This window comes from Klebsiella oxytoca (assembly GCF_009707385.1).
Taxonomy (GTDB): Bacteria; Pseudomonadota; Gammaproteobacteria; order Enterobacterales; family Enterobacteriaceae; genus Klebsiella; species Klebsiella oxytoca_C.
In genome coordinates this window covers 373,724-397,229 of record NZ_CP046115.1, presented here as the reverse complement: position 1 = coordinate 397,229, position 23,506 = coordinate 373,724, and the positions used below count along the sequence as shown (strand labels likewise).

Genomic DNA, 23,506 nt, shown 5'->3' with positions numbered 1-23,506 from the left:
GGAATTTATAATGAAAATTGCTCCCTCTTTAATGTGCATGGATCTGCTGAAATTCAAAGAGCAGATTGAGTTTATTGACCAGCATGCAGACTATTTTCACATCGATATTATGGACGGTCATTTTGTGCCGAACCTGACTCTGTCGCCGTTTTTCGTCGGCCAGGTGAAAAAGCTGGCCAGCAAACCGCTGGACTGCCACCTGATGGTCACCCGCCCACAGGACTACATTAGCCAGCTGGCGAAGGCGGGAGCGGACTTTATTACCCTGCATCCGGAAACCATCAACGGCCAGGCCTTCCGCCTGATTGAGGAAATACGTCGACACGGTATGAAGGTCGGGCTGATCCTTAACCCGGAAACGCCGGTGGAGGCGATGAAGTATTACATCCATAAAGCGGACAAAATCACGGTAATGACCGTCGATCCGGGGTTCGCCGGACAACCGTTTATCCCGGAGATGCTGGAAAAAATCGCCGAACTGAAAGCCTGGCGCGAGCGCGAGGGGCTGAACTACGAAATAGAAATCGACGGCTCCTGCAACAAAGCCACCTATGAAAAACTCATGGCGGCAGGCGCGGACGTGTTTATCGTCGGTACCTCTGGTCTCTTTAACCACGCCGACAGGATTGAAGACGCGTGGCAAATTATGGCAGAGCAGATTCTGGCGGCAAAAAACGAGGTACAGCCTCATGCAAAAACAGCGTAAGGTCGTCGCGGGCGTGGATATGGGGGCAACCCATATCCGCTTTTGCCTGCAAACGGCACGGGGCGAGGCGCTACACTGCGAAAAGCTGCGCACCGCGGACGTCATCGGCCCTGACGGCCTGGTCAACGGTATTAAAAACCTGTTGCAGCAGCAGTTGACCCATCACGCAGCTCAATGCTGCGGGCTGGTGATGGGGTTTCCGGCGCTGGTGGCAAAAGATAAGCGAACCATTATCTCAACGCCCAACCTGCCGCTGGCCGCTGACGACCTGTATAACCTGGCCGACAGGCTGGAAGCGGCGCTGGGCTGCCCGGTCGAGTTTTCGCGGGATGTCAATCTACAGCTCTCTTTTGATGTTCAGGAAAATGGCCTGCAGGCGCAGGAAGTGCTGGCGGCCTATCTCGGTACCGGCATGGGCTTCGCCGTCTGGCTGAACGGCGGGCCGTGGACCGGCGCCCACGGCGTGGCGGGCGAGCTGGGGCATATTCCGCTGGGCGATGATACCCTCACCTGCGGCTGCGGTAATCCCGCTTGTCTGGAAACCGTCTGCTCCGGCATTGCGCTGAAGCGCTGGTATGAACAGCAGCCGCGCGCGTACGAACTGGGAGAACTGTTTCTTCACGCCGCGCAGGAGCCGTTTGTGCAGCAGCTGCTTAACCACGCCGCCCGCGCCATTGCCACCAGCATCAACCTGTTCGACCCCGACGCGGTGATCCTCGGCGGTGGCGTAATGGATATGCCGGCCTTCCCGCGCGACGCTCTCATCACGATGGTCAAAACCTACGTTCGCCGTCCGCTGCCGTATCAGGCCGTACGCTTTATTGCCGCCTCTTCCTCAGCGTTTAACGGTGCCCAGGGCGCTGCAGCGCTGGCGAGCAGTCGTTATTTAACTTAGCCCAGCGATACCAATAAGCGCACTGCCCCGCGCTCTTTCCCGGAGGCGGTGCTGCGCACCTGTCCGGGCAACCCGACCCGCGTCACATTCTCCTGCGTCGACACGTCAAAACTGACGATAGGCTGTTTTTCGTCAGCATTTCGCCCAAAAAAACAACGTATCATCAGTCAATACCCACAATGAAAACATGGCATAGAAGATGCATAGTGACGGCGCGATAGCGCGTATGCGCCAATTGATTAACTGGAGCAAGACCGATGAAAAAAGTCGTCACGGTTTGCCCGTATTGCGCGTCAGGTTGCAAAATCAACCTGGTGGTCGATAACGGCAAAATCGTTCGGGCGGAGGCAGCGCAGGGGAAAACCAACCAGGGTACTCTGTGTCTGAAAGGCTATTATGGCTGGGACTTCATAAACGATACCCAGATCCTCACCCCGCGCCTGAAAACCCCTATGATCCGTCGCCAGCGCGGCGGCAAGCTGGAATCCGTCTCCTGGGATGAGGCGCTCGATTATGTCGCCACCCGCCTCAGCGCCATTAAAGAGAAATATGGCCCGGACGCGATTCAGACTACCGGTTCGTCCCGCGGGACAGGTAACGAAACCAACTATGTGATGCAAAAATTCGCGCGCGCCGTTATTGGTACCAATAACGTCGACTGCTGCGCTCGCGTCTGACACGGCCCTTCGGTTGCAGGTCTGCACCAGTCGGTCGGTAACGGCGCCATGAGTAATGCCATCACCGAGATTGATAACACCGATCTGGTGTTTATCTTCGGTTACAACCCGGCGGATTCCCACCCCATCGTGGCGAATCACGTCATTAACGCTAAACGCAATGGGGCGAAAATCATCGTCTGCGACCCGCGCAAAATTGAAACCGCGCGCATCGCCGACATGCACATTGCGCTGAAGAACGGCTCGAACATCGCGCTGCTCAACGCCATTGGCCACGTGATTATTGAAGAAAATCTGTACGATAAATCCTTTGTCGCCAGCCGTTCCGAGGGCTTCGAGGAGTATCGCAAAATCGTCGAAGGCTATACGCCGGAGTCGGTAGAAGAGATTACCGGCGTCAGCGCCCAGGAGATCCGCGCCTGCGCCCGTATGTACGCCAACGCGAAATCCGCGGCTATCCTGTGGGGCATGGGCGTAACCCAGTTCTATCAGGGCGTGGAGACCGTGCGTTCGCTGACCAGCCTGGCGATCCTCACCGGCAACCTCGGCAAGCCAAGCGTCGGCGTTAACCCGGTGCGCGGCCAGAACAACGTTCAGGGCGCCTGCGATATGGGCGCGCTGCCGGATACCTATCCGGGCTATCAGTACGTTAAGTTCCCGGAAAACCGCGAGAAGTTTGCCAAAGCCTGGGGCGTCGACAGCCTGCCGGCGCACACCGGCTACCGCATCAGCGAGCTGCCGCATCGCGCGGCGCATGGTGAAGTGCGGGCGGCGTACATCATGGGTGAAGATCCGCTGCAGACCGATGCCGAATTGTCCGCAGTACGCCAGGCATTCGACGATCTGGAGCTGGTTATCGTCCAGGATATTTTCATGACCAAAACCGCCGCAGCGGCCGACGTTATCCTGCCATCCACCTCGTGGGGCGAGCACGAAGGCGTCTACACCGCAGCGGACCGCGGCTTCCAGCGCTTCTTTAAAGCGGTAGAGCCGAAGTGGGACCTGAAAACTGACTGGCAGATTATCAGCGAAATCGCCACCCGTATGGGCTACAAGATGCACTACAACAACACCCAGGAGATCTGGGACGAATTGCGTCATCTGTGCCCGGATTTCTACGGCGCCACCTACGAGAAAATGGGCGAGCTGGGCTACGTGATGTGGCCGTGCCGCGATGAGTCCGATGCCGACCAGGGGACGTCGTATCTGTTTAAAGAGAAGTTCGATACCCCGAACGGTCTGGCGCAGTTCTTCACCTGCGACTGGGTCGCGCCGATTGACAAGCTCACCGAAGAGTATCCGATGGTGCTGTCGACGGTGCGGGAAGTCGGCCACTACTCGTGCCGTTCGATGACCGGCAACTGTGCGGCGCTGGCGGCGCTGGCGGATGAGCCAGGCTATGCGCAAATCAATACCGCTGACGCCGAGCGTCTTGGCATTGAGGACGAAGCGCTGGTGTGGGTGAATTCGCGTAAAGGCCGCATCATCACCCGCGCGCAGGTCAGCGATCGTCCGAATAAAGGAGCGGTCTATATGACCTACCAGTGGTGGATTGGCGCCTGTAACGAGCTGGTCACCGAGAACCTGAGCCCGATAACCAAAACGCCGGAGTACAAGTACTGCGCCGTCAACGTTGAGCCGATTGCCGACCAGCGTGCCGCCGAGCAGTATGTGATTGACGAGTACAACAAGCTGAAAGCCCGCCTGCGCGAAAGCGCAATGGGTTAATCAGGCCGCCTCCCCGGAGGCGGTGCTTCGCACCTGTCCGGGCTACCGGACCGCAGACGGCTGTGAATCTGTAGCCCGGGCAAGGCGCGTCGGCGCCGCCCCCGGGAAACAGACGGCACGACCCTTCGGGTAAAACAGATGTATTCCCCACAAGTTCCCGTCGTTTTCTTCTCCTTTCCCTGCCTTTATACTGCTCGCTATGTCCTCTACCGATAATAACAAAATGAAATACCTCTATTTACTGCTGGTGATGGCAAGCTGCACCGCAGGAGCCATGGAACCTGGCAGCCAGTATAAACAGCAGGCCGAAGCGGGCGATCCGCGGGCACAATATTACCTGGCGGATACCTACGTCAGCTTCGGCGATTTTCCGCAGGCCGAATATTGGGCGCAAAAAGCGGCAGACAGCGGCGATGGCGACGCGCTGGCGCTACTGGCCCAGCTTAAAATACGCAACCCGCAGCAGGCAGATTATCTCCAGGCCAAAACGCTGGCGGAGAAATCCGTTCAGACGGGCAGCAAAGCGGGAGAAATTGTGCTCGCCCGCCTGCTGGTAAATCAACAGGCAGGTACGCCGAACTATGCTCACGCCATCACCCTGTTACAGCATGCCGCCAGGGATCCGGAAAGCGACTCCGCCGTCGACGCTCAAATGCTACTGGGGCTGATCTACGCCAGCGGCGTTCATGCGCCGGAAGATGACGCGCAGGCGGCGCAGTATTTTAAAGAGAGCTCCGCTCTCTCCCGTACCGGTTACGCCGAATACTGGGCCGGAATGCTTTTCCAGCAGGGAGAAAAAGGCTTTATCGAACCAAACAAGCAAAAAGCGCTGCACTGGCTCAACGTCAGCTGCCAGGAGGGGTTTGATACCGGATGTGAAGAGTTCGACAGGATAAGTAAACAATAAAAAAAGCCCGGTGCGATGTCACCGGGCCTGCTGTTTTATTGGGCCGTTTTATCAAATTTGCCCAGCACTTCACGCTCATACGCCAGCGCTTTTTTGCGGTCAAACTTGTGTTCCCACTTAGCGATAACCAGCACCGCCAGCGCGTTGCCCACGACGTTCAGAGCGGTACGCGCCATATCGAGGATACGGTCAACGCCAGCGATAAACGCCAGGCCTTCCAGCGGAATACCCACGCTGCCCAGCGTCGCCAGCAGCACCACAAAGGAAACGCCCGGTACGCCCGCGATCCCTTTCGACGTCACCATCAGCGTCAGCACGAGCGTAATTTCCTGCCAGATAGACAGGTCGATACCGTACAGCTGGGCAATAAAGATGGCCGCAATACTCTGATATAACGTTGAACCATCAAGGTTAAACGAGTAGCCGGTAGGCACCACGAAGCTGGTGATTGATGCCGGCGCGCCATAGGCTTCCATCTTCTCAATAATACGCGGCAGCACGCTCTCAGAGCTGGCGGTAGAGTAGGCCAGAATCAGCTCATCTTTCAGAATACGAATCAGGATCCAGATGCTCAGTCCGCATACCCGCGCAACGATGCCGAGCACCACCAGCGCGAAGAACAGGATCGCAAAGTAAACCAGAATCACCAGCTTAGCCAGCGGCCACAGCGAGGCGAAGCCGAAGGTCGCAACGGTCACCGAAATCAGCGCGAACACACCGACTGGTGCGTAGCGCATCACCATGTGCGTCACTTTGAACATGGTTTCGGAGATAGAGCGGAACACGGTAACCAGCGGGTCACGGTGGGTGGCGGGCAACGAGGAGAGGCCCAGACCAAACAGCACCGAGAAGAAGATTATCGGCAGCATATCGCCTTTCGCCATTGAGGCGACGATATTGGTCGGCACCAGCGAAAGAATGGTGCCCATCAGGCCATGCGCGTGGCTCTGCACCTCCGCCGTGGTGTTTTGATATTTTGATATATCTACCGCCGCCAGCTGGGACATATCAATCCCGGTCCCAGGCTGGAAGACGTTAGCCAGGGTGATACCCAGCACAATGGCCACCGTGGTGATCACTTCAAAATAGATAATAGTTTTCGCGCCGATACGGCCCAGCTGCTTTGCATCGCCCACGCCCGCAATCCCAACCACCAGGGTCGAAATCACGATGGGTACAACGATCATTTTAATCAGATGGATAAAGATATCGCCCGCCGGGGTCAGCAAGTTTGAGATTAACCAATCACGGCTTTCGGCGTGGTAATGCAGGTAACTGCCCAGAAGTATGCCCAGCACAAGGGCCAGCAAAATTTGCCAGGCAAGGCTGACTTTTGTTTTTTTCTTCACTACAGACTTCCTCAATGAAAGGCACCATTCCAGAAGGTAATAGCTCCTCCTGAAAGGAGGTATGAATTGTGTTGCGTTGTTTTGCGGGGTTATTTAACGCGCAATATCAGTATCATTTGCACGGTATGCTGCGCAAGTCTTTAAGAACAGCGGTTTACTCTGGTTTTATGCATAAACTCGCTAATATCCCCAACTTATCTTGCATAAGTATTTGTTATAAAAAATATTTAACACATTCAATTTCTATAAATCTATTGCAGAAATTATTTCACCTCAAAGTTTCATTTGATTGATTTTCATTCAGTTCAATCAATGCGTGATCTGTCCCCCAAATAGCAAACAAAGCCGTCAAAGCCCCTACTATTAACGTTTATTTGACATATATTTAACAACCTACAGGAGAAAAAAAGCCATGAGCCAAATACATAAGCACTCTATTCCCGCTAACATTGCGGAACGTTGCCTGATTAACCCGGAGCAGTACCAGGCGCAGTATCAGCAGTCCGTCACCGATCCTGAGGCCTTCTGGGGCGAGCAGGGCAAAATCCTTGACTGGATGAAACCCTACACGCGCGTGAAAAACACCTCTTTCGCGCCGGGCAATATTTCCATCAAATGGTACGAAGACGGTACCCTTAACCTGGCCGCTAACTGTCTCGATCGCCATCTGGCGGAGCGCGGCGACCAGACGGCCATCATCTGGGAAGGCGACGACGCCAGCCAGAGCAAAAATATCACCTATCGCGAGCTACACCGCGACGTCTGTCGCTTTGCTAACGTCCTGCTCGACCTCGGCATTAAAAAGGGCGATGTTGTCGCTATCTATATGCCAATGGTGCCGGAAGCGGCGGTAGCCATGCTGGCCTGCGCCCGCATCGGCGCTATTCACTCGGTGATTTTCGGCGGCTTCTCGCCGGAAGCGGTCGCCGGTCGCATCATCGACTCGAACTCCCGTCTGGTCATTACCTCTGATGAAGGTCTGCGCGCCGGTCGCGCGATCCCGCTGAAGAAGAATGTCGATGACGCGTTGAAGAACCCGAATGTCAAAAGCGTCGAACACGTAGTGGTCCTCAAACGCACCGGCGGCAAAATCGACTGGCAGGAAGGTCGCGACCTGTGGTGGAGCGATCTGATTGAGAAGGCCAGCGCGGAACACCAGCCCGAAGAGATGAACGCTGAAGACCCGCTGTTCATCCTTTACACCTCCGGTTCGACCGGAAAACCAAAAGGCGTGCTGCACACCACCGGCGGCTACCTGGTCTATGCGGCCTCAACCTTCAAATACGTTTTTGATTACCATCCAGGCGATATCTACTGGTGTACCGCCGACGTCGGCTGGGTCACCGGCCATAGCTACCTGCTGTACGGTCCGCTGGCCTGCGGCGCGACGACGCTGATGTTCGAAGGCGTGCCAAACTGGCCGACGCCTGCGCGTATGTGTCAGGTGGTGGATAAACATCAGGTCAACATTCTTTATACCGCCCCCACGGCGATCCGCGCGCTGATGGCTGAAGGCGATAAGGCTATCGAAGGTACCGACCGCTCGTCCCTGCGCATTCTTGGATCCGTTGGCGAACCGATTAACCCGGAAGCCTGGGAGTGGTACTGGAAGAAGATCGGCAAAGAGAAGTGCCCGGTCATGGATACCTGGTGGCAAACCGAAACCGGCGGCTTTATGATCACGCCTCTGCCTGGCGCTATTGAGCTGAAGGCGGGTTCCGCCACGCGTCCGTTCTTTGGCGTCCAGCCGGTACTGGTGGATAACGAAGGCACGCCGCTGGAAGGCGCGACCGAAGGTAACCTGGCGATTGCCGACTCCTGGCCGGGCCAGGCGCGCACGCTGTTTGGCGATCACGAACGCTTCGAACAGACCTACTTCTCGACCTTTAAAAATATGTACTTCAGCGGCGACGGCGCGCGCCGTGACGAAGATGGTTACTACTGGATCACCGGGCGCGTCGATGACGTGCTCAACGTTTCCGGCCACCGTCTCGGAACCGCCGAAATCGAATCAGCGCTGGTGTCGCATCCGAAAATCGCCGAAGCGGCGGTGGTAGGTATTCCGCATAATATTAAAGGCCAGGCGATCTACGCCTACGTCACGCTTAACCATGGCGAAGAACCGACGCCGGAGCTGTACGCCGAAGTTCGCAACTGGGTAAGAAAAGAGATTGGTCCGCTGGCGACGCCGGACGTGCTGCACTGGACAGATTCCTTACCCAAAACCCGCTCGGGCAAAATTATGCGTCGTATTCTGCGCAAAATTGCCGCGGGCGATACCAGCAACCTCGGCGATACCTCAACGCTCGCCGATCCTGGCGTGGTGGAAAAACTGCTCGAAGAGAAGCAGGCCATCGCTATGCCATCATAAACCAACCGATCCCCTACACCCTCTCCCCATAAGGGGAGAGGACATAAATAAAGACTCCCCTAAGGATTTCAGGTAGCAGGAAAGCGGAAAACAGGCTGATTCCCGACAGTTAACTGCCGGGCGGATGAGTGTTGCCGACGACCGGCGCGTGGATGACGAAAAGGGAACCTCTGGAGACGCTACGATGAACGATCAGATTTGTCAGCGGATAGAAAATAGTGCGCATTTTAAGGAGCTTGTTGCAGCCCGGCAAAGGTTTGCCGCCATCCTTTCACTGATTATGCTGGTGATATATGTGGGCTTTATTCTGCTTATCGCCTTCGCTCCCGGCTGGCTCGGTACGCCGCTACATGCGGGAACCAGCGTCACCCGAGGTATTCCGATTGGTATCGGCGTGATCGTTATCTCTTTCGTATTAACCGGAATTTACGTCTGGCGGGCAAATGGTGAATTTGATCGGCTGACGAAGAGCATTCTCAGCGAGGTTAAAGCATCATGAAGAAAGTCCTGACGGCGCTCGCCGCCACGCTCCCTTTTACCGCTAACGCCGCGGATGCCATTACCGGCGCGGTACAGCGTCAGCCCACCAACTGGCAGGCGATTATCATGTTCCTGATTTTCGTCGCCCTGACCCTGTATATCACTTACTGGGCGTCAAAACGCGTACGTTCGCGCAGCGACTACTACACCGCTGGTGGCAACATTACCGGTTTCCAGAACGGTCTGGCGATTGCCGGCGACTTTATGTCCGCGGCCTCGTTTCTCGGTATTTCCGCGCTGGTCTACACCTCCGGCTACGACGGGCTGATTTACTCGCTCGGCTTCCTCGTTGGCTGGCCAATTATTCTGTTTCTGATCGCCGAGCGCCTGCGTAATCTCGGCCGCTACACGTTTGCCGACGTCGCCTCTTATCGCCTCAAACAGGGGCCGATTCGCACCCTCTCCGCCTGCGGCTCGCTGGTGGTGGTGGCGCTCTATCTGATAGCCCAGATGGTCGGCGCGGGTAAACTTATACAGCTGCTGTTCGGCCTCAACTACCACGTTGCGGTCGTGCTGGTGGGCGTGCTGATGGTGCTCTACGTCCTCTTCGGCGGTATGCTAGCCACCACCTGGGTGCAGATTATCAAAGCGGTACTGCTGCTGTTCGGCGCAAGCTTTATGGCCTTTATGGTGATGAAGCACGTCGGCTTCAGCTTCAATAATCTGTTTACTGAAGCGATGGCGGTCCACCCGAAAGGGGCGGCAATTATGAGTCCAGGTGGCCTGGTGAAAGACCCGATATCGGCGCTCTCGCTCGGCCTCGGGCTGATGTTTGGTACTGCTGGTCTGCCGCATATTCTGATGCGTTTCTTCACCGTGAGCGATGCGAAAGAAGCGCGTAAGAGCGTGTTCTACGCCACCGGCTTTATGGGTTATTTCTATATTCTGACCTTTATCATCGGCTTCGGCGCCATCATGCTGGTGGGGGCGAATCCGGCGTTCAAAGACGCGGCCGGGCAGCTTATCGGCGGCAACAACATGGCGGCGGTGCACCTGGCGGATGCGGTCGGCGGCAACCTGTTCCTTGGCTTTATCTCAGCGGTCGCCTTCGCCACGATTCTGGCGGTGGTTGCTGGCTTGACGCTGGCGGGCGCATCGGCGGTGTCTCACGACCTGTACGCTAACGTGTTCCGCAAAGGTGCGACCGAGCGTCAGGAGCTGAAGGTTTCCAAAATTACCGTACTGATCCTCGGCGTAGTGGCGATTCTGCTGGGTATTCTGTTCGAGAATCAGAACATCGCCTTTATGGTCGGCCTGGCGTTCTCTATCGCCGCCAGCTGTAACTTCCCGATTATCCTGCTGTCGATGTACTGGTCGAAGCTGACCACGCGCGGAGCGATGATTGGCGGCTGGCTGGGCCTGCTGACCGCGGTGATTCTGATGATCCTCGGGCCAACAATCTGGGTGACAATACTTGGTCACGAGAATGCAATATTCCCGTATGAGTATCCGGCGCTGTTCTCTATCGCCGTGGCCTTTATCGGTATCTGGCTGTTCTCTACCACTGATAACTCAGCGGAAGGAGCACGCGAGCGCGAGTTGTTCCGCGCCCAGTTTATCCGTTCGCAGACCGGTATCGGTATTGAGAAGGGTCAGGCGCACTAAACTCTCATTCCCCGACCTGGAGGTCGGGGAATATTTTAGTTGTAGATAAAGGTTATCGTTCCGCTCGCATTGGCTTTACCCGGCGTAACCTCAGCGCCGGTTTTATAATAGTTAGTCGAAAAATACAGCGTATTTGTCCCTGAGGCCCCACCGGGGTTATTTGGATCGGTAAATATTGTATAGCTCGCCTCCGCGCCGGGATTGGTCACCGTGGTTCGGTTGTAAGGGAATAAGGCGTAATTGGTATTCAGGGAGAGGGGAACACCGTTAATATTCAACTGTACTCCAACGCCAGTCGCAATGTTCTCTCCGGGGGTTAGCGCCATCACGCTATTATCCGGGTTATCTCCATCCGTTTCGGTCGCAATAATCCGCATCGTTGCTCTCGTCCCTGGTTCACAGGTCAGTGTGAGCGTTTGTTGGGCAGAACCGACTTTGTTAGAAAGATTAAATTCACTCGTTTTAACCGAACCCATTGTGAAATTCAGTGCGGTTGAACCAGCCGTGCAACCCATTGGCGTCAACTTGATTTTCGTCGTACCGTTTATATGCAGTTGGGAAATAACCATCGTTCCGGAGCTGTCTTTAAACGAAACCGTCGAGATAGGATCTTTCAACGTCAGAGAGCTATTGCTGGCAATAGCTCCGCCGGTAGCTACGAGCTGTAACTGATAGGTTGGCGCATAATTTGTACCAGCCCAATAATCGAGTAATCCATTAGGTTTACCCAGATAGAAGTCCGCATCACCGATATAATGCTGGCTATAATCTGGTGTGAAGTCATCGTTATCACCATCATACTCACCGGTGATATTCAGCCAGACTTTAACTCTGAGACCAATACCGGGCACACTAGTGGTATATATCCCATCACTAACCGGTGAAATAGTATTATCTGAAGACCACGCAAACTGGGCATAAATATTACCCTGACAGTTTGTTACGTGGGTTTTTGAATGTGTAATCTGGCCTGAATCATAGAGAATCGTGCCCGCTGAGTAGTTACCCGCATTTACTAATACTTGCTCAGGAAGATTCGTCATTGATACATCACCATAGTTGGCACCATCGACACATGACCAACCAGACATCGGAAAGCTTAACGCCAATAGTAAAATAATATTCTTGAACATACTCTTCCCTGTTATTTATAAGACACGTTGAATGTAGCGGCAAAAAGCACCTTCCCGGCGGTTATCTGGCCATAAGGAGTGTACATTCTGGCAATCATGTCAAAAACGTGCCCCCCCGCCTCATCGCTGAAGGTATAAATATATTGATCGCCGGGCCCTAATGATTTGGAATCCTTAAGACTGAAAAGCTGTAATCCAACACCCTTCGCCCCAGTTCCAACGGCCGCGCTTTTATATATCATCGAATAGGTACTGTCATAATAAGAACCACTAAACGTGATGGTGACCGCACGCGTACCTTTTGAACAATTCTCAAACTCAAGATAAACAGGAACATTTGCGCTATTAGCACCCGGTTTTCCCGTCAAATGCTGAAAAGATACGGTGCCTAAGTCAATATTATCAGAGGGCTTTATCGAGACCTCACAGGAAGGTTCTTCAATCATACCAGTAATATTAAAATTAACGGTACTGCTCGCATCATAAGCCCAGGCGCCAGAACTTAAAAAAAAAGAAATAATAAAACCTGCTCCCGGCAGGCAGGAATTCTTGACCAATGAACAACGCCTGCTTCCTGTCCTCAGGGAATGTCGTCTACTCATATTTTACTCATCTACAGTTAGCCTGATAAAAAACAATATCCTCGGTAGATTTATTTCCCGAAAAATCATAATTAAAATGGCACCGGGAATTATTATCATCGCCCCACTTAACCAATAAACGACCTTTTACCGGAAGCCCCGTCAGATAAACCTGTCCTGCATCGCCTACAATGGAACTTCTACTGTCTTTCGCATCCAGAGATTCATCTTTCAGTGAAACGAGCGCGCCAAAAGGCACGTCTTTATTATGAAAGCGCAGGGTCATCATTGCCTTATAGCCAATCCAGGTATCATATTTGACCTTAACGATAGCGCTGCGCGTCGGTACCACCGTTCTGACGATATTATCAATTTCCGCACCCGAGACCTGCTGCTCATTGAGGGCGAGACTATTTTCGTGATAGGGCCGAACGAAAGGCACGACGGCATATCCGGCGGAATCGGTCATTACGTTAGTTTGCCCAAGCACCGCCACATCGCTGACGCCAGGAGCTTCAACCAGCGCCACGCTCTCACCAAGATAGCGGGAAAGGGTTACCCCACCGGAATGAGCGACCATTCCGCCGCGCAGCGAGTAGTTATATCGGGAGCTGTAGCTGTCATAGCCGTATCCCGCCGTCACCTCGCCTTTAGAACCCTGGTAGTTCAGGTTAACGTTTCCTGAAGTACTCTTATCGCTGGCGTTGTACCCCTCCAGCACACTCCAGTTCAGAGAACGATCCGCAAAAGCAGTACCGCTCAAACCAAGGCTGTGGGTAGAGTCCCCCTTGCGGCTACTGTTCATGTTGTAATTGGCTGAGGTGCTATCGCCAAAAGGTACGCTCACGGTCAGCGAGATAATGCTATCGCTGGATGGAGAACTATCGCTATTCTGGCTTGTACTCTGTACATTTCGGTTATAAGAGTAGTTGATGAAATATGATATCCGGCCAAGGGTATTACTGTAACTTACCCCCAGCGACTCCATGCGTGAATTATCCCAGTAAGACTCGCTAACCAGCGAAAGGGAAAGTGAGCCAAAGCCAGCAAATATCTGTGAGGCCGATGCGTCAAAGCGATCTTTTGTCCGTCCATTGGATGAACAACAGCCGCTATAAGCAGTCGCGTTATCGATAAAATTCTGCAAAGAGTAATAACCATGCGTTGAATACCGATATCCTGCGACGGAGAAGTTGGTACCCGTTAATGGAAAATCTTTACTAAAACGCAAGCGATAAGATTGCCCCTCGCTGGAGGTCGTATTATCCGCTAGTGGATTTTCTTTTATTTCAGCCCAGGACTGGGAAGCATCAAACGAGAGTGCGCCGACAGAACCCAGATTAAACCCGGCCCCGAGCAGCGCATTGCTATATTTATCTTCCAGTTGCTGAAAACCGCCGTACAGCGTGACGTTGCTCAATGCTCCCCAGGCCAGGGTGGATTGCAGAAAATTGTATTCCTTTCCACCGGAGCTCCCCGAACGCGTTTTACCGCTGCTGAAAGCATAGTCTACCTGCCCTTCACGCTGGAGAATCGCCAGCGAGGCAAAGGGCACCACAAAGCTCTGCTCACCGCCATCAGACTCTTTCACCGTTACATAGAGATCGCCCGCACTCCCCGTTGGATAAAGGTCATTTATCTCGAATGCCCCGGGAGAGACCGTGGTTTTATAGATGCTGTAACCGTTCTGATATACCGTAACGTCCGCGGTAGTCCGGGCGATTCCCTTGATCACCGGCGCAAAGCCATTCATGCTGTCCGGCAACATCTCTTTATCTGAATTCAACTGCAAACCGGTGAAGCTGATGCTGTCAAAGATGCCTGAGGAAGTGTAAGTCTGACCTAATATCAGTTGGCCTTTCAGGGTGTGGATATCACGCGAAATATAGCTGTAGACGGAGTCCCACTGGTTGCCATCATCATTATGATTAAGGGTGCTGTAATTACGTAAACGCCATGGCCCAACGTTCAGCCCCGGCTGCAGACTGAGAAACTGGCTGGATGTCGATTCTCCACCGTGCCGCGGATCGGTTTTTTGCCCTGAAAGATTGTAGTTAAGCAACCCGGCGGTGATTCCCTGCTGCCATTGGTTCTCAGCGACATAGCCCTGAGGGCGGCGCATCATCGCGATCTGAGGCAAGGTAAAATCGACCCGCTGCTGCGAAAGCAATACCGCCGTTTCCCATCCTGGTATTGCAGACAGTTTTGCGCACTCGGAGCCTACGCTCGCAAGTTCAGGATAATCCTGAGTTTTTATCGACCACTCTTTCAGTTGCGCAATGCTAATACACGGCTGAGCAGACGAATCACTACCTTCATTTTGGGGCTTAAATACGATAGATTCAGCAGCAATAAATTTGTCGTTAATATAGATATCGAGGTTGTATTTGCCCGGAGGCACGGTTTCCTGGGAAATATAAGATAAATCTACGGCTGTCGCCCCGGTTTCGTTAACTTCAAGTAAGTGCGGGTTAAAATACTCCCCGGCGCCAGACGGTAACGGAATCGAACCAAGACAGCAAACAATGGCGATATAGCTGCTTTTCAATGAGAATGCATCATTCCATCCAACGCTATTGAAGAATGGCCTTATATTTTGGTCCTGACATACCATAATCATTGATCACACTCCATGTGACTTCTCTTTTCCCAGATGAAGAGGCACTTGCTACCGGTATTTTTATCGTTGAATAAGGTGCAACAAACCACGCCTCGGGTACTGCTTTACCATTAATAAATATCTCAGAAAAATTCATATACAGAGGAGAGTCATTTTTTACCTTAATCCCTCTGCCATCACTTGACCATTGCAGCTTTTCAGCGAAGTCTTCCGGAATCGCCTTTTTTAAGGCGGCGGGTCGATAAATAAGTTTGATTCTGGAGTTAATCGCAAATTGCACCATATTTTTATCTGGCACATCATCCGCGGCAGGAATCCCTTTAATATTGAGCCAAAGCATAGACTCGCGATCTTCTGCCAGAGGTTTGCCTGTACGAAGTATACGGACAAATCCCTGCTCACCCGCCTTCAAGCGAAAAAGAGGGGGCGTAGTAATAAATGAATCTTTCGCGGGTGACGCCTCATCCACGATGGATAACCATGACTGAACGATATTTGTAACGTTATCTTTATTCTGAACAGACACCGTGGTTGTCTTTTGTGTACCATCGAAGATAACGCGCGTGCCGCCAACAACTACGCTAGCCTGCGATACTGAAATACAAAGAAAAAAACAAACAATACATAATAATCTGTTCATGTTTTTGTCCAAACAGGGAAAGCATATAGCTTTCCCTTTATATATTTATGGCTTAATTAATAATATGTTACGTTATAGGTTACAGTTGTCTTCACTGGGCCTTTGGTTGGGTCAGAGGAACCAGACTTAGCCATTTTTACGGTAAACGGAATAGTTGCCGCGCCAGAGGAGATATCAACATCAGAGCCTTCAGCATTGTTCTTTTGTAGTGCTCCGGCATTATCAAAAATAGCGACAGCAACATTGGTCGCTGGAGATTCTGAAGCCTGATTTTTAAAGTAATCACTATTAAAATTATCTGCTTCACCACCAAAGGTAATTCTGGCTTTAGTCAGAGCCCCATCGTCCGTAGGGCAACCGGTCAAAGTGAAAGAGAAGTTCTTCGCGGCGCTATAGGTATTAGCTTTTAAATCTGCAACTGAGACAGTTCCCATCTCAATAGATGAAACGCCATTATCAATGGTAGCGGTACAGGTCGTATCGGAAACCGTTCCGTTAAAAGTGATAGTATTATCCGCATGAGATATTGCCACCAGAGAGCAGCCGGCGGACAAAGCTAAAATTTTAGCTAACGTTTTTACATTGGTTTTCATTTGTATTCCCCTATTTATTCAGATTAACAATCAATCCATCAATTGTTTATGGCAATATATTAGCGAATGAGATTAAATACCAACTGTACCTACCGCTGGTATATTTTTAGGGGAATGTATCGCTTGCATTTAACATTAATTCAAATACAAGAGCTTTAGTTCCACTTGAATCCATTCAATAATAAAAGCTCACTTCAACAACATAACGGAAACCAGGAGTATTCTCAACAATAGAAGGAAGTCTAATCCAGAATCATAAATGGTCATCATTAATAACTAACGTATATGATTTAAAAATAATCAAATAAAATCATGGAATTATAAAATATATACATTCATCATTTAAATATCAAAATATAAATAAATTAAGATTACAAATAAAATACCACTCAAATAGAAATATTTAGTTACAATCAAAAGGTGAAATAGTTGAGAACATCCATATCGATACTAAAAAAATAAGATATTGACTATACGAATAATATTAGAGCTAATACGGGCTTAATTATCATTTCTATGACGGGATATAACGAATAATGATAAATTCTTTAATTAAAACTGTTCAATAAACCATCATCTAGCCAGGTACATTCGTAAAAAATAGCTGAAATGACCACTGAATGATTTTTTAAAACATCGCCCAGCGTACCAACGGCGCGGCCAGCACCATCACTATCCCGGAAAGCATCATCACCAGACTGGCGACCACGCCCTCCTGTGGGCCAAGCTCATAGGATCGCGCGGTACCGGCGCCGTGTGATGCCGCGCCAAACCCTGCTCCTTTCGCCATTCCCGCGCGAATAGAAAGACGCAGAAACAGCACATCGCCTATTGCCATACCAAATACCCCGGTGACGACAACAAACAGGGCGACGAAATCAGGCTGACCGCCCAGCGGCTTAGCGGCTGCCAGGGCAAAAGGCGTCGTTACCGAGCGCACTGCCAGGCTGCGCTGGATCTCATCAGGCAGAGTCAACAATCTCGCCAGCCAGACCGAACTGGTCACCGCAACAACCGACGCGGTGGTCACCCCGGCGGTAAGCGACATCCAGTGACGTTTAATGATCGCCAGGTTGTCATATACCGGCACGGCGAAAGCGATGGTTGCCGGGCCCAGCAGCCACAGCAGCCAGTGGGTCTCACCCAGATAGCTTTGATAGGAGATATGACCGATTACCAGAATCATCACCAGCAGGATCGGGGTAAAAACCAACGGCATCAGCGGGAGTTTATGGAAGCGGCGATAAAGCCGCTTGTTGGCAAAATAGAGTCCCAGCGTCACCAGAAGGCACAGGACGCTCAGCTGAAAATCACTCATGCTTCATCCTGCTGACTTCATAGCGATACACCTTATCAACCACCCACGCCGTTGCGCCCAGCACCATCGTGGTACTTAAGCCAATCACCAGAAAAATACGCCAGCCATCAACCATCAGCAGCTGCGCATAGTTAACCACCGCCACCACCGCCGGCACGAAAAACAGCAGCATTTCCGCCAGCAGCCAGCGTGCTCCGGCCCGAACCCAGTTTAGAGGGATCACCCGGCAAACAATCAGCGCCAGCATTATCAGCATACCAACCAGATTCGCCGGAAGCGGCAAATGCAACCAGTTAACTAAATAATCAGCGCAGACGAACAGTCCGGCATAGATCAGTACCTGAACGGGTACCTGAAGACGTTGCATGACCAGGGGCGTCACGCGAACTGGCGCGAAGGCCATGGGCGGTATTCCTGAAAAAGAAAACAGGCGTGCAGTATAGAGAGCCGTCCGGCCCGGTAGAAATGAATTAAAATCATCACAGGTATAGTCTCAGGGAATAATTATGGATATCCGAACGCTGCGTTATTTTGTCGAAGTGGTTCGCCAACAGAGCTTCACTCGCGCGGCGGAGAAACTGTTCGTCACGCAGCCCACCATCAGCAAAATGCTTAAGAATCTGGAAGATGAGCTGAACTGCACGCTGCTGATCCGCGATGGTCGGAAGCTATTGCTGACCGATACCGGGCGGGTAGTCTTCGAGCGCGGGCAGGCTATCCTTGGCGAATTTCATCAGCTGGAATCAGAGCTGAGTGATATTAATCATCTGCATAAAGGCATACTGCGTCTTGGGATCCCGCCGATGGTCGGCATGCTGATGGCCGAGCCAATTAGCCTCTTTCGCCAGCGCTACTCGGGGGTCGAGCTGAAAATTTCCGAGTTTGGTGGCCTGACCGTGCAGCAGGCCGTAAGCAACGGCGAGCTGGATTTAGCCATGACGGCTCTTCCCGTTGATGAGGCCAGCGGCCTGACTACGCTTTCTCTGTTCAGCCATCCGCTCTGCGTGCTAACGCCGAGAACCGCGCACTGGAAGGGTATCGCGTCATTGTCGCCGGAAGCGCTCGCAGAGTATCCGCTGGTGATTTACAACGAGGATTTCGCCCTCAGCCAGCAGCTGATGCGGCTATTTGCACAGCATGAAGTTAAGCCGAGCATCGCCGTGCGCAGCGGGCAATGGGATTTTCTGGCCGCCATGGTGCAGGCTGGCATTGGCGTAGCCATTTTGCCGGAGCCGATCTGCCAGCGTCTCGACCCACAAAGCTTTTGCTGGATCCCGCTGCAGAGCGATCTACGCTGGGAGCTGGGAATGATTTGGCGCGAAGGTGTGTACATGTCGCACAGCGCGCGGGCGTGGCTGGAGTGCAGTAAGGCGTTCTGGCTGAAGTGAGTTCCCGGGTTGCGGCGTAACGCCTTACCCGGGCTATAATTCTCAATCTTCTGAGGGGCGGTAGCCCGGACAAGGCGCGTCAGGCGCCGCCTCCGGGAAAATCACACCACACACGTCCCGAGCGGCGCAGCGCCGCCGGGGAACAGGTACGGCGTTACTGGTCTTCGATCAGCAGCGCCTCCAGCAGGTCGAGGTCGTGCAGCAGCTTCTGCAGCGTCTCGTTACTGATCTGCCGGGTGGCGCGCAGGTGGTACAGTTCCCCACGCTCTGAACGCAGCGCCGCCAGGCGGAAACGACGTTCAAGGCTCTCTTCCAGCATCGAGGTTTCAACATCGTTACGACCATCAACGCGGCGGCGCAGGTTACCAATCACTCGCGAACTGACTTCTGTCAGCAGCTGATTATCGATATTCTCTTTGGTGTCCGCCGCCAGGCGCTCTTCCATTTTCTGAATCGCGACAATCGCCACGTCCGCCGTTGCCGCTCGCGCCAGGCGCTCCTCTTTACGCTGCTGCACATGGTCGGTCGATTCGATATGGCGCAGCAGAATCGGCAGCACAATCACGCCGACGAACAGAGAAAACAGAATCACCCCGGCGGCAAGGAATACCAGCTCATAGCGCGCCGGGAAGACGTTGCCGTCCGGCAGCAGCAGAGGAATCGACAGCACACCGGCAAGAGTAATCGCCCCGCGGACGCCGGCGACGGAGGAGATCAGCAGCTCGCGCGTCGTCCAGGAGCCGAACTCCATCGGTTTCTTTTTCAGGAAACGCTGACTGAGTTTGCGCATCGTCCACAGCCAGCCGAAACGCACCAGCATCAGGGCGGCATAAATCAGAACGATATCGGTAAACAGCATCCAGGTTTCGACGTTGGGATCTGCTTCAGCGGCCACCAGCGAGCTGGAGAGAATATCCGGTAGCTGCAGGCCCAACAGCAGGAATACCATGCCGTTGAACACGAACTCCAGCATCGCCCAGGTACTGTTAGCACGCAGGCGCATCGCCAGCGGCGCGCTGCGCATCACTCCGGAGCGGGTGATGGTCATCCCCGCGGCAACTGCCGCCAGGATCCCGGAAAAGCCGATATGTTCAGCGATCAGGTAAGAAGCGAACGGCAGCAGAAATAGCAGTACGATTTGCGTTGCCGGTTCATCGCCGCCCCAGCGGCTGAGGAAGCGCATTGAACGTCCGTACAGCCAGCTAACCACGAAGCCCGCGAGAATACCGCCAACCGCCACTTTGAAGAACTCAACCGTCGCGCCGCCGACGGTAAAGACCATCGTCCCCATCGCTACCGCAACGGCAAATTTCAGGGAGACCAGGCCGGAGGCATCGTTCATTAGCGCCTCGCCCTGCAAAATCCCCATAATTTTTTTCGGAATGCGCCCTTCGCCAACGATCCCGGACAGCGCCACGGCATCCGTTGGCGACAGAACCGCCGCCAGGGCAAAAGCCGGAATCAGCGGAATACCCGGCACAATCCAGTAGATAAGGTAGCCAATACCAACCACCGTCACCACTACCAGCGCCAGCGCCAGACCGAAAATTTCTCGTCCATGCTCAATGAACTCACGGGTTGGCGTCTTCCAGCCGTCGGCAAAAAGCAGCGGCGGAATAAAAAGAACCAGAAAGAGTTCAGGGTCGAATTCAACATGCAATCCGAAGGTAGGCCAGGCTAACAGCGCGCCGATGCCGATTTGGATTAAAGGTAGTGGAACCTGAAAGGGAAGTACGCGTGTAACAACCCCGGAGAGAGAGACCACGAGGGTCATGATGAGTATGGTAAAGAATATTTCCATGTGTTCCCTGTTTGCTGCGTTTTCTTTTTTACATCTGAGGCGTCATGTCTCGGCATAATACGCTACTCAGATTAACGCAAAAGGAAACAGGATGTGGCTTAAAAATTAAACGGGCGGCCAAAGCCGCCCGTCGTTAGCAGGAAAAGTTAAATCGCCCAGCCGCCTGCGTAGAAAATAACCAGCGCCGCAGCGATGATCACCGTGCCGAGGTTCAGCTTACGCCATTCGCCGGACACCAGACGGCCAATCACCAGCGACGCAAAGCCGATCATGATGCCGGTGACGATGTTGCAGGTCAGAACGATAAAGACCGCAGTAATCAGGCCCGCCATCGCATCAACGAAGTCGTTGAAATCGATTTTCGCCACGTTGCTCAGCATCAGCAGGCCGACGTACATCAGCGCCGGAGCGGTAGCGTAGGCCGGAACCAGATAAGAGAGCGGAGAGAGGAACAGGATCAGCAGGAACAGTACGCCGACGGTCACTGCGGTCAGACCGGTTTTACCGCCCGCCGCCGTACCGGCAGCAGATTCGATATACACCGCAGCCGGAGCCGCGCCCACCACGCCGGAGAAAACGCTGCTCAGGGAGTCGGTGGTCAGCGCTTTGCCGCCGTTGATAATCTGCCCGTCTTTATCCAGCAGGTTCGCCTGACCCGCCACCGCGCGGATAGTACCGGTAGCGTCAAACACCGCGGTCATTACCAATGCCAGTACGCTTGGCAGCACGACCGGGTTCAGCGCGCCGACGATATCCAGGCTACCGATCAGCGAATTGCCTTTATCGTCGCTCAGCGACGGCATAGCGAAGATACCTGAGAAGTGAACAGCAGGATCGAAAATCAGGCCGATAATCGATATACCGATGATCGTCAGCAGGATACCGCCCGGCACCTTCAGTTTTTCGAGGCCAATAATCACCGCCAGCCCCACCAGCGACATAATCACCGGGAAGCTATTAAAATGACCCAACGCCACCGGCAGGCCATCCAGCGGGTTTTTGATAACCAGACCCACGCCGTTAGCGGCAATCAGCAGCAGAAACAGGCCAATACCAATTCCCGTACCGTGCGCAACGCCCTGCGGCAGGTTACGCAGGATCCAGCTACGAATGCCGGTCGCCGAAATCACGGTGAACAGCACCCCCATCAGGAAGACCGCACCCAGCGCGACCGGAATGCTGATCTGCTGGCCCAGCACCAGGCTAAAGGCGGTAAAAGCGGTCAGCGAGATAGCGCAGCCAATCGCCAGCGGCAGGTTCGCCCACAGGCCCATCACCAGCGAACCGACGCCGGCCACCAGACAGGTGGAGACAAATACCGCGGCCGGCGGAAAACCTGCTTTACCAAGCATGCCAGGCACAACGATGACCGAGTACACCATCGCCAGGAAGGTGGTAAGACCGGCAACGATTTCCTGACGCACGGTACTGCCGCGAGCAGAAATTTTAAACCAGGCGTCTAATGAACCGCCGGTACGCGCTGAAGGCGTAGACATAGAAAACTTCCCCTGAGAATTTTTATCGTTCGTCTGTATGCGTGGTGGACCATCCACTGCCAGCTAAACGCGATCTCCTTGTGCTACATCGCAGCGCCAGGGGCTGTGAAAAGCAAACGTTTAACTCCGCGCATACAGTACGGTGTGAAGAATGACTTTGCCCCCTCTGTCAGCAGAGGAAATGATGAGCAAAATAAAAAGGCAAACGATTATCCAGCCTTTAGACGGGCCTTTTCAACTGAAGTTTGTCGGATTTCGCTAAATTTCGCTTATGACGTTCAGGAAATAACCAGTCGATGCGCAAACGTTATCGTCCATGCGCAATCCGGTAACAATTTTGCATTACGCCGCCAGCAATTTTTCCCCGGTCATCGGCTTCAGGAATGGTTCACTCTCCGGGAAGCGTAAAAGGGCCGCCGCGCTCAATTGCCTTCTGCCAGCCCGGACGCTGCTCCACGCGCTGAACCCACTGCGTCAGATGCGGTAAATCACCCACGCCGCCGCGCGCCAGCAGCGCCATCGCCGGAAAGCTCATCTGAATATCGGCCATACTGAGCTCTGCCCCGGCAAACCAGCGCTGCCTGGAAAGGTGCGTTTCGATAAAACGGGCATGGGTCTCCACCTGCCGGTTAAGCCAGGCCTTTTGCACCCCTTTGCCTAACGCATTGCCCAGCGTACGCATGCCAAACGGCACCGGAGGTTTACCGAGGCTGGAAAACACCAGTTTCATCAGCAGAAGGGGCATCAGGGAACCCTCGGCATAATGCAGCCAAAAGCGGTATTGCAGTTTATCTTCCATCGACTGAGGCTTCAGGCGCCGGGCGCTATCGTAGGTTTCCTGCAAATATTCAAGAATAGCGCCGGATTCAGCCAGAATGTGGCCGTTATCTTCCACGACCGGCGATTTCCCCAGCGGATGAACGCTCTTTAATTCAGCCGGCGCGAGCATATCCTTGCCGCGCTGATAAGAGACAACTTGATAAGGCAGCTGTAGTTCTTCCAGCGCCCATAATATGCGCTGCGATCGTGACTGATTGAGATGATGTACCGTTAACATGGGCCTCTCCCGCTGTTTGTTCAAATTAACTATAGAAACAGGCGGCGAATGACGGGAATTTTTCGGCAAACCATTGAGGCAAATTCGGAGAAAAGAGCCAC

At 53.3% G+C, this 23,506-nt stretch carries 21 protein-coding genes; 9 read left to right on the top strand and 12 right to left on the bottom strand.

All coding sequences use genetic code 11. The features are described from left to right. Positions 1 to 10 precede the first annotated feature (10 nt). Positions 11 to 706: a D-allulose 6-phosphate 3-epimerase gene (alsE, locus tag GJ746_RS01855; protein ID WP_154678678.1), complete on the top strand. Its 696-nt coding sequence runs from the start codon at positions 11 to 13 to the stop codon at positions 704 to 706. Further along, positions 690 to 1,601 (top strand): allose kinase, encoded by a 912-nt coding sequence (gene alsK, locus GJ746_RS01850; protein WP_154678677.1) that lies wholly within the window; start codon positions 690 to 692, stop codon positions 1,599 to 1,601. The genes alsE and alsK overlap by 17 nt, the downstream gene beginning before the upstream one ends. Here alsK and GJ746_RS01845 read toward each other — a convergent pair. After that, a complete protein-coding gene (locus GJ746_RS01845) occupies positions 1,598 to 1,765 on the bottom strand; it encodes a hypothetical protein (protein ID WP_154678676.1) in 168 nt (55 codons plus the stop codon). The genes alsK and GJ746_RS01845 overlap by 4 nt on opposite strands. A 93-nt stretch (positions 1,766 to 1,858) precedes the next feature. Here GJ746_RS01845 and fdhF point away from each other — a divergent pair, with 93 nt between their 5' ends. Beyond that, positions 1,859 to 4,006: a formate dehydrogenase subunit alpha gene (fdhF, locus tag GJ746_RS01840; protein WP_154678675.1), complete on the top strand. Its 2,148-nt coding sequence runs from the start codon at positions 1,859 to 1,861 to the stop codon at positions 4,004 to 4,006. A gap of 223 nt (positions 4,007 to 4,229) precedes the next feature. Next, complete coding sequence (locus tag GJ746_RS01835) at positions 4,230 to 4,913, top strand: tetratricopeptide repeat protein (protein ID WP_154678674.1); 684 nt, start codon at positions 4,230 to 4,232, stop codon at positions 4,911 to 4,913. Between the two features lie 35 nt (positions 4,914 to 4,948). On the opposite strand, the gene gltP is transcribed toward GJ746_RS01835, so the two are convergent. Next, entirely contained in the window at positions 4,949 to 6,262 is a 1,314-nt protein-coding gene (gltP, locus tag GJ746_RS01830; protein WP_154678673.1) for a glutamate/aspartate:proton symporter GltP, read from the bottom strand. Between the two features lie 412 nt (positions 6,263 to 6,674). Between gltP and acs the strand changes: the two genes are divergently transcribed. From acs to actP, 3 genes are all read left to right on the top strand, one after another. Beyond that, positions 6,675 to 8,633 carry an acetate--CoA ligase gene (gene acs, locus GJ746_RS01825; RefSeq protein WP_154678672.1) on the top strand — a complete coding sequence of 653 codons (1,959 nt, stop codon included), beginning with the start codon at positions 6,675 to 6,677 and terminating at the stop codon, positions 8,631 to 8,633. A 184-nt stretch (positions 8,634 to 8,817) separates the two neighbouring features. Continuing rightward, positions 8,818 to 9,132 carry a DUF485 domain-containing protein gene (locus tag GJ746_RS01820; RefSeq protein WP_004127871.1) on the top strand — a complete coding sequence of 105 codons (315 nt, stop codon included), beginning with the start codon at positions 8,818 to 8,820 and terminating at the stop codon, positions 9,130 to 9,132. Further along, positions 9,129 to 10,778 carry a cation/acetate symporter ActP gene (actP, locus tag GJ746_RS01815; RefSeq protein ID WP_154678671.1) on the top strand — a complete coding sequence of 550 codons (1,650 nt, stop codon included), beginning with the start codon at positions 9,129 to 9,131 and terminating at the stop codon, positions 10,776 to 10,778. Before GJ746_RS01820 ends, actP begins: the two co-directional genes overlap by 4 nt. 35 nt (positions 10,779 to 10,813) lie before the next feature. On the opposite strand, the gene GJ746_RS01810 is transcribed toward actP, so the two are convergent. From GJ746_RS01810 to GJ746_RS01780, 7 genes are all read right to left on the bottom strand, one after another. Further along, positions 10,814 to 11,911, bottom strand: a complete 1,098-nt coding sequence (locus GJ746_RS01810) for a type 1 fimbrial protein (protein WP_154678670.1) — start codon at positions 11,909 to 11,911, stop codon at positions 10,814 to 10,816. 11 nt (positions 11,912 to 11,922) lie between these two features. Further along, positions 11,923 to 12,513 (bottom strand): fimbrial protein, encoded by a 591-nt coding sequence (locus tag GJ746_RS01805; RefSeq protein ID WP_154678669.1) that lies wholly within the window; start codon positions 12,511 to 12,513, stop codon positions 11,923 to 11,925. 7 nt (positions 12,514 to 12,520) lie between these two features. Next, complete coding sequence (locus tag GJ746_RS01800; RefSeq protein WP_154678668.1) at positions 12,521 to 15,112, bottom strand: fimbria/pilus outer membrane usher protein; 2,592 nt, start codon at positions 15,110 to 15,112, stop codon at positions 12,521 to 12,523. After that, on the bottom strand, positions 15,066 to 15,752 hold the full coding sequence (locus GJ746_RS01795; protein WP_154678667.1) for a fimbrial assembly chaperone: 687 nt from the start codon (positions 15,750 to 15,752) through the stop codon (positions 15,066 to 15,068). The genes GJ746_RS01800 and GJ746_RS01795 overlap by 47 nt, the downstream gene beginning before the upstream one ends. 56 nt (positions 15,753 to 15,808) lie before the next feature. Beyond that, entirely contained in the window at positions 15,809 to 16,345 is a 537-nt protein-coding gene (locus GJ746_RS01790; RefSeq protein ID WP_154678666.1) for a fimbrial protein, read from the bottom strand. A 628-nt stretch (positions 16,346 to 16,973) separates the two neighbouring features. Continuing rightward, on the bottom strand, positions 16,974 to 17,663 hold the full coding sequence (locus GJ746_RS01785) for an LrgB family protein (protein WP_154678665.1): 690 nt from the start codon (positions 17,661 to 17,663) through the stop codon (positions 16,974 to 16,976). Then, positions 17,656 to 18,066: a CidA/LrgA family protein gene (locus GJ746_RS01780; RefSeq protein ID WP_154678664.1), complete on the bottom strand. Its 411-nt coding sequence runs from the start codon at positions 18,064 to 18,066 to the stop codon at positions 17,656 to 17,658. Before GJ746_RS01780 ends, GJ746_RS01785 begins: the two co-directional genes overlap by 8 nt. Positions 18,067 to 18,169: 103 nt before the next feature. Here GJ746_RS01780 and GJ746_RS01775 point away from each other — a divergent pair, with 103 nt between their 5' ends. Further along, complete coding sequence (locus GJ746_RS01775) at positions 18,170 to 19,051, top strand: LysR family transcriptional regulator (RefSeq protein WP_154678663.1); 882 nt, start codon at positions 18,170 to 18,172, stop codon at positions 19,049 to 19,051. 154 nt (positions 19,052 to 19,205) lie between these two features. Here GJ746_RS01775 and GJ746_RS01770 read toward each other — a convergent pair whose 3' ends face one another. Both GJ746_RS01770 and GJ746_RS01765 read right to left on the bottom strand, forming a co-directional pair. Next, on the bottom strand, positions 19,206 to 20,852 hold the full coding sequence (locus GJ746_RS01770; RefSeq protein ID WP_154678662.1) for a Na+/H+ antiporter: 1,647 nt from the start codon (positions 20,850 to 20,852) through the stop codon (positions 19,206 to 19,208). 146 nt (positions 20,853 to 20,998) lie between these two features. After that, complete coding sequence (locus tag GJ746_RS01765) at positions 20,999 to 22,348, bottom strand: NCS2 family permease (protein WP_154678661.1); 1,350 nt, start codon at positions 22,346 to 22,348, stop codon at positions 20,999 to 21,001. A gap of 105 nt (positions 22,349 to 22,453) precedes the next feature. Here GJ746_RS01765 and GJ746_RS01760 point away from each other — a divergent pair, with 105 nt between their 5' ends. Further along, positions 22,454 to 22,756, top strand: coding sequence for a hypothetical protein (locus tag GJ746_RS01760; protein WP_227852735.1), 303 nt, complete (start codon positions 22,454 to 22,456; stop codon positions 22,754 to 22,756). Here the strand turns inward: GJ746_RS01760 and GJ746_RS01755 are convergent. Next, complete coding sequence (locus GJ746_RS01755; RefSeq protein WP_154678660.1) at positions 22,737 to 23,405, bottom strand: glutathione S-transferase family protein; 669 nt, start codon at positions 23,403 to 23,405, stop codon at positions 22,737 to 22,739. The two genes, GJ746_RS01760 and GJ746_RS01755, sit on opposite strands and share 20 nt — an antisense overlap. Positions 23,406 to 23,506: the final 101 nt, after the last annotated feature.